A 6,374-nucleotide genomic window follows, 5' to 3' on the forward strand; every position below is an offset into this window, starting at 1 on the left:
GGGCGTGTGGGGACGGGGCTTTCAGCCGCGTTCGAGTTCGGCCTCGGCCGCGGCCAGGGCCGCGAACTCCTCCTCGGGGGCTGCCGCGACCAGCCGGTGCCGACTGTAGAACGTGAAATAGGCCAGAGCGACGACATAGACCCCCAGCGCGATGAACGCCGCGTCCTTGTCCACCAGGAAGGTCGCCACCAGCGCCGACAGGGCGAGCACAAACGCGACACCCGAGGTGAGCATCCCGCCCGGAGTGCGGTACGGCCGGTCGAGCCCCGGTTCCCGGCGGCGCAGCACGAGATGCGACAGAGCCATCAGCGCGTACGAGATGGTGGCGCCGAACACCGCCACATTGAGCATCCGCCCGCCGTCCCCGGTGCCCGCGGCGAGCCCGAAGCCCAGCGCGCCCGGGATCAGCAGACCCAGATAGGGGGCCTTGCGGCTGCTGGTGAGGGAGAGGAACCGGGGCAGATAGCCCGCCCGGGAGAGCGCGAAGAGCTGCCGGGACCCGGCGTAGATCAGCGAGAAGAACGAGGCGACGAGACCGGCGAGGCCCGCGTAGTTGACGAACCGGCTCAGCGCGGTCGGTTCGCCGTCCCCCTGGAGCGCGACCACCAGCGGATTGCCCGCGTCCTGGACGGCGGCCGAGCCGCGCGCCCCCGTCGCGGCGAAGAAGGTGATCAGCGCGAGCAGAACCAGCACACCCATGGAGATCGACAGCGCCCTCGGCATCGAACGCACCGGGTCCTTCGCCTCCTCGGCCGCCAGCGGCACCCCCTCCACCCCCAGGAAGAACCACATGCCGAAGGGGAAGGCCGCCCAGATGCCCAGCACTCCGTACGGCAGCCAGGACCCCGAGCCGAACGCCTCGCCGTCCACCGGGATGTCATTGAGCCCGCTCGCGTCGAACTCGGTGAAGGCGCCGGCCGCGAAGATGAGCAGAGCCGTCACCGCGATCGCCGTCACCACCAGACTGAACCGCAGCGCCTCACCGACACCCCAGAGATGGATCCCGATGAAGATCGCGAAGCAGGCCAGATAGACCGGCCAGCCCGCCGTCAGCCCGAACAGGTCCAGGGACTCGACATAGTCACCGATGAAGATCGAGATGGCGGCCGGCGCGAGGATGTACTCGATGAGGATGGCCGTACCGGTCAGAAAGCCGCCCCAGGTGCCGAGCGCGCGCCGCGCGAAGCCGTAACCGCCGCCCGCGGTGGGCAGGATGGCGGAGAGTTCGGCGAGCGAGAACACCAGACAGGCGTACATGACCCCCATCAGCAGGGTGGCGATCGCAAGACCGCCGAAGCCCCCTTCGGCGAGCCCGATGTTCCATCCCGAGAAGTCTCCGGAGACCACATAGGCGACACCGAGGCCGGTGAGCAGCAGCCAGCCCGCGCTGCCCCTGCGCAGTGTCCGCCGCCGCAGATAGTCGGCGTCCCGCTGGGCCGTGTCCTCGGCCGGGGCGGCCGGTGGGGTGCGCGCGTCGGTGCTGTCGGACATGAGCAGCTCCTGCCTCGGGGGTAAAGGTGTGGGGCCATACCTTTGCGCTCCCGTCCGGCCGTGCGCAAGGCTCAGGCGTTAAACGGCTGTTACGGCTCCGTTCGCCGGCGGATCCCGCCCGTCCCCGCCGACTTCCCGCGCTCAGGTCAGAAAACCGCGCAGCAGCGCCGCCGTACCGCCGCAGTGCTCCCGTGCGATCTCCCGCGCCGCGTCCGCGTCCTGGTCGAGCACCGCCTCGGCCAGCGCGGTGTGCTGGCGCTGCGAGTGCTCCAGATTCCGTACGAGCAGCGGAATGCAGTCCAGCAGATCGTTGACGCTTGCCCGCACGGCGGCGTACTGCGCGGTCAGGGTCGCCGAACCGGACAGCTCGGCGAGCGTGAGATGGAACAGGGTGTCCAGCCTGCGGTACTCCGCGAGCGGTGCGTCATGCGTCGCCGCCAGCGCCGATCGCAGCCGCTCCGCCCGCTCCCCGTCCAGTCCGTCCGCCGCGCACAGCCCCGCCGCACCCACCTCCAGCACCTCCCGGAAGCGCAGGACGTCCTCGATGTCCACCCCGGCCACCCGCCTGCGCAGCTCCTGCCCGGCGCCCCCGGCCGGCGCCCCCGGTCTCGGCCGGACGAACGTCCCGCCGTATCTGCCGCGCCGGCTCTCCAGCAGGCCCTGGTCCTGGAGCACCTTGAGGACTTCGCGGAGCGTGACCCGGCTGATGCGCAGCCGGTCCGCCAACTCCCGCTCCGCGGGCAGCCGTTCGCCATCGGCCACCAACCCCAGCCTGACCACCTGGAGGATCTGCTCCAGCGCCTCCTCGAAACCGTTCCCCGCACGCACGGGCCGCAGCCCCACCGCTTCGGGGTGCGCGGCCAGCGGGTCCATCGGCTCGTTCTTCTTCGCCACGTCGCCGTTTCCCCTTCCCAACCAAAGGTCTCCAGGAATACCTTATGGCTTCCGGATGGCCGAAGGAGGAGTTGTCCCGTGGCAGACCGCACACCCCCGCTCGCCGTCGACCGGCTGCGCATCCTGGTCGACAGCGGTGACATCGACACGGTGGTCCTGGCCTTCCCCGACATGCAGGGCCGGCTCCAGGGCAAGCGGTTCGCCGCGCGCTTCTTCCTCGACGAAGTCCTGGAACACGGCACCGAGGGCTGCAACTACCTCCTCGCCGTCGACACCGATATGAACACCGTCGACGGATACGCGATGTCCTCCTGGGACAGCGGCTACGGCGACTTCGCCATGCGCCCCGATCTCACCACCCTGCGCCGCCTCCCCTGGAACGAGGGCACGGCCATGGTCCTCGCGGACCTCGCCTGGCACGACGGCTCACCCGTTGTCGCGGCGCCCCGCCAGATCCTGCGCCGCCAGCTCGACCGGCTCGCCGGACTCGGCTACACCGCGTATGTCGGTACGGAGCTGGAGTTCATCGTCTTCAAGGACACCTACGAACAGGCCTGGGACCGTCACTACCGGGACCTCACCCCCGCCAACCAGTACAACGTCGACTACTCCGTCCTCGGCACCGGCCGTATCGAACCGCTGCTGCGCCGGATCCGCAACGAGATGGCTCTCGCGGGACTGACCGTCGAATCCGCCAAGGGCGAGTGCAACCCCGGCCAGCACGAGATCGCTTTCCGCTACGACGAGGCCCTCATCACCTGCGATCACCACGCCATCTACAAGACCGGCGCCAAGGAGATCGCCTCCCAGGAGGGCGTGTCGCTCACCTTCATGGCCAAGTACAACGAGCGCGAGGGCAACTCCTGCCATATCCATCTCTCGCTCCAGGACCCGGACGGCACCAGCGTCATGGCCGGGGACGGACCGAACGGCATGTCCGCAGTGATGCGCCACTTCCTGGCCGGACAGCTCGCCGCGCTCCGTGACTTCTCCCTGCTGTACGCGCCCACCATCAACGCCTACAAGCGCTTCCAGCCGGGCTCCTTCGCCCCCACCGCCGTCGCCTGGGGCCATGACAACCGCACCTGCGCCCTCCGGGTGGTCGGCCACGGCCGGTCCATGCGCTTCGAGAACCGGCTCCCCGGCGGCGACGTCAACCCGTACCTCGCCGTCGCCGGAATGATCGCCGCCGGTATCCACGGCATAGAGAACGAACTCGAACTCCCCGGCGCCTGCGAGGGCAACGCCTACACCGCCGCCTACGAGCAGGTCCCCACCACCCTGCGCGAGGCCGCCGAACTCTGGGAGAACAGCCCCCTCGCCCACACGGCCTTCGGCGACGAGGTCGTGGCGCACTACAGCAATATGGCGCGCGTCGAGGTGAAGGCCTTTGACGCCGCGGTGACCGACTGGGAGCTTCGCCGCTCCTTCGAACGTCTGTGAGGAACGACGTGCACGCACACCACGCCGCCGGACATCAGGTCCTCAATCCGGCCACCGGAGAGACCGTCGCCACGGTCCCGGCGACCAGCCCGGCGCAGGTCGACACGGCCGTACGCCGGGCCGCCGCGGCCCAGCGCGGATGGGCGGCGGCGGCCCCCGCCGACCGCGCCCGGCTGCTGCGCCGCTTCGCCGCCGTCGTCGACGAGCACAACGAGGAACTGGCCCGGCTGGAGGTCCGCGAGGCGGGCCACACCCTCGGCAACGCCCGTTGGGAGGCCGGCAATGTCCGCGATCTCCTGGACTACTGCGCCGGGGGAGTGGAGCGGCTGACCGGCCGGCAGATCCCGGTCGCCGGAGGCATCGACATCACCTTGCTGGAACCGCTCGGTGTCGTCGGGGTGATCGCCCCCTGGAACTTCCCCATGCCGATCGCCGCCTGGGGTACGGCCCCCGCCCTCGCGGCCGGCAACGCCGTTCTCCTCAAGCCCGCCGAGACCACCCCGCTCACCGCACTGCGGCTGGCCGAACTCGCCCTGGAAGCAGGGCTTCCCGAGCATCTCTTCCAAGTCCTGCCCGGCGCGGGCGACGTGGCGGGCAACGCGCTTGTCGAGCACCCCGGGGTCGCCAAGATCGTATTCACCGGCTCCACCCGGGTCGGCAAGCGGATCATGGCGAAGAGCGCCGCCCTGGTGAAGCGCGTGACCCTGGAACTCGGTGGCAAGAGCCCCAATATCGTCTTCGCCGACTCCGATCTCGAACAGGCCGCCGCCACCGCCCCGATGGCCTTTCTCGACAACGCGGGCCAGGACTGCTGCGCCCGCACCCGCATCCTCGTCCAGCGTGACGTCCACGACCAGTTCCTCGAACTGCTCGCCCCCGCGATCGCGTCGGTCGTCGTCGGCGACCCCACCGACGAGCGGACCCAGATGGGCCCGCTGATCTCGGCGGTCCAACTGGAGCGCGTACGGTCGTACGTCCCCGAGGGCGTCAAGGGCATCAGCGGCAGCGCGCCCCGCGGCCCCGGCTTCTGGTTCCCCCCGACCGTCCTCACCGACGTCGCACCGGACTCCCCGGTCGCCACCGAGGAGGTCTTCGGACCGGTCGCGGTCGTCCTGCCCTTCGAGGACGAGGAGGACGCCGTCCGGCTGGCCAACGCCACCGACTACGGCCTCGCCGGCTCGGTCTGGACCCGGGACCTGGGCCGCGCCCTGCGGGTCTCGCGCGCCGTCGCGGCGGGCAACCTGTCCGTCAACTCCCACAGCAGCGTCCGCTACGGGACCCCGTTCGGCGGCTACAAACAGTCCGGCCTCGGCCGGGAACTGGGCCCCGACGCCCTGGCCGCCTTCACCGAAACCAAGAACGTCTTCATCAGCACGGAGGCCTGAACCACCATGACCGCCCCCACCAACGACACCGTCTGCCGCCGGCTCGTCGGCCGTACCGCCGTCATCACCGGAGCCGGCAGCGGTATCGGGCTGGCCACCGCGCGCCGCCTCGCCTCCGAGGGCGCGCACCTCGTCTGCGGCGACATCGACGAGACGGCGGGCAAGGCCGCGGCCGACGCCGTCGGCGGGACCTTCGTACGCGTCGACGTGACCAAGGCCGATGAGGTCGAGGCGTTGTTCAAGACCGCGTACGACACCTACGGCAGTGTCGACATCGCCTTCAACAACGCGGGGATCTCACCGCCCGAGGACGACTCGATCCTCACCACCGACCTCGACGCCTGGAAGCGCGTCCAGGACGTCAACCTCACCTCCGTGTACCTCTGCTGCAAGGCGGCCATCCCCTACATGCGGCGCCAGAAGAGGGGTTCCATCATCAACACGGCGTCCTTCGTGGCCCGGATGGGCGCGGCGACCTCCCAGATCTCGTACACCGCGTCCAAGGGCGGGGTGCTGGCCATGTCCCGCGAACTGGGGGTGCAGTTCGCCCGCGAGGGGATCCGGGTGAACGCGCTGTGCCCGGGGCCGGTCAACACCCCGCTGCTCCAGGAACTGTTCGCGAAGGACCCGGAGCGCGCCGCGCGCCGACTGGTGCACATTCCGGTGGGCCGGTTCGCCGAGGCGGACGAGATCGCGGCGGCGGTCGCCTTTCTCGCCAGCGACGACGCCTCGTTCGTGAACGCCACCGACTTCCTTGTCGACGGCGGCATCTCCGGGGCGTACGTCACCCCGCTCTAGACCGCGACGAGCCTCTGCCGAGCGCCTGACGAGCCCGCGGTACGAGCCCGTCATGAGCCCCTGACACGACGTCCTCTGAGCCCCGGCCGGGCCGGTCCGCCCGTGGCTCAGAGGTACGTACGGCCCTCGCCCCGGTAGGTCGGCACCGAGTCCACCACGCGGTCGCCCTCCACCAGCCGCAGTGTGTCGAACCGCTCGCACAGCTCACCGGCCTTGGCATGCCGGAACCACACCTTGTCGCCGATCAGCAGATCGTCGGCGGCCGGTCCCAGCAGCGGGGTCTGCACCTCACCGGCCCCCTCCTGCCCGTCATAACGCAGCCCTTCCGGCAGATACGGCACCGGCAGCCGGTCCCTCCCCGCC

6 protein-coding genes are annotated in these 6,374 nt (G+C 70.3%); 3 read left to right on the forward strand and 3 right to left on the reverse strand.

The window, feature by feature from the left end:
* Positions 1–21: 21 nt before the first annotated feature.
* Positions 22–1,491: an ethanolamine permease gene (eat, locus tag WH07_RS27765; protein ID WP_079023610.1), complete on the reverse strand. Its 1,470-nt coding sequence runs from the start codon at positions 1,489–1,491 to the stop codon at positions 22–24.
* 141 nt (positions 1,492–1,632) lie between these two features.
* Positions 1,633–2,364 (reverse strand): FadR/GntR family transcriptional regulator, encoded by a 732-nt coding sequence (locus WH07_RS27770; protein ID WP_046505734.1) that lies wholly within the window; start codon positions 2,362–2,364, stop codon positions 1,633–1,635.
* Positions 2,365–2,463: 99 nt separating this feature from the next.
* On the opposite strand from WH07_RS27770, the gene WH07_RS27775 reads away from it, so the two are divergent.
* Genes WH07_RS27775 through WH07_RS27785 form a run of 3 tightly spaced genes read left to right on the forward strand, consistent with a single transcriptional unit; the run spans position 2,464 to position 6,011 of the window.
* The gene (locus WH07_RS27775) at positions 2,464–3,828 is read left to right on the forward strand and encodes a glutamine synthetase family protein (protein WP_046505723.1); all 1,365 of its coding nucleotides are present in this window, start codon (positions 2,464–2,466) and stop codon (positions 3,826–3,828) included.
* Between the two features lie 8 nt (positions 3,829–3,836).
* Positions 3,837–5,213 carry an aldehyde dehydrogenase family protein gene (locus WH07_RS27780; RefSeq protein ID WP_046505724.1) on the forward strand — a complete coding sequence of 459 codons (1,377 nt, stop codon included), beginning with the start codon at positions 3,837–3,839 and terminating at the stop codon, positions 5,211–5,213.
* A 6-nt stretch (positions 5,214–5,219) separates the two neighbouring features.
* Positions 5,220–6,011, forward strand: coding sequence for a 3-oxoacyl-ACP reductase (locus WH07_RS27785; protein ID WP_046505727.1), 792 nt, complete (start codon positions 5,220–5,222; stop codon positions 6,009–6,011).
* A 107-nt stretch (positions 6,012–6,118) separates the two neighbouring features.
* On the opposite strand, the gene WH07_RS27790 is transcribed toward WH07_RS27785, so the two are convergent.
* The coding region (locus WH07_RS27790; RefSeq protein WP_079023611.1) for a type III PLP-dependent enzyme domain-containing protein at positions 6,119–6,374 on the reverse strand (256 nt) is incomplete at its 5' end.

The sequence above is a fragment of the Streptomyces odonnellii genome, assembly GCF_000981895.1.
GTDB lineage: Bacteria > Actinomycetota > Actinomycetes > Streptomycetales > Streptomycetaceae > Streptomyces > Streptomyces odonnellii.

Bases quoted from the DNA above. Each gene is read 5' to 3' on its own strand.
- eat (WP_079023610.1), bottom strand. From the start codon at position 1,491: ATGTCCGACAGCACCGACGCGCGCACCCCACCGGCCGCCCCGGCCGAG.
- WH07_RS27770 (WP_046505734.1), bottom strand. From the start codon at position 2,364: ATGGACCCGCTGGCCGCGCACCCCGAAGCGGTGGGGCTGCGGCCCGTG.
- WH07_RS27785 (WP_046505727.1), top strand. From the start codon at position 5,220: ATGACCGCCCCCACCAACGACACCGTCTGCCGCCGGCTCGTCGGCCGT.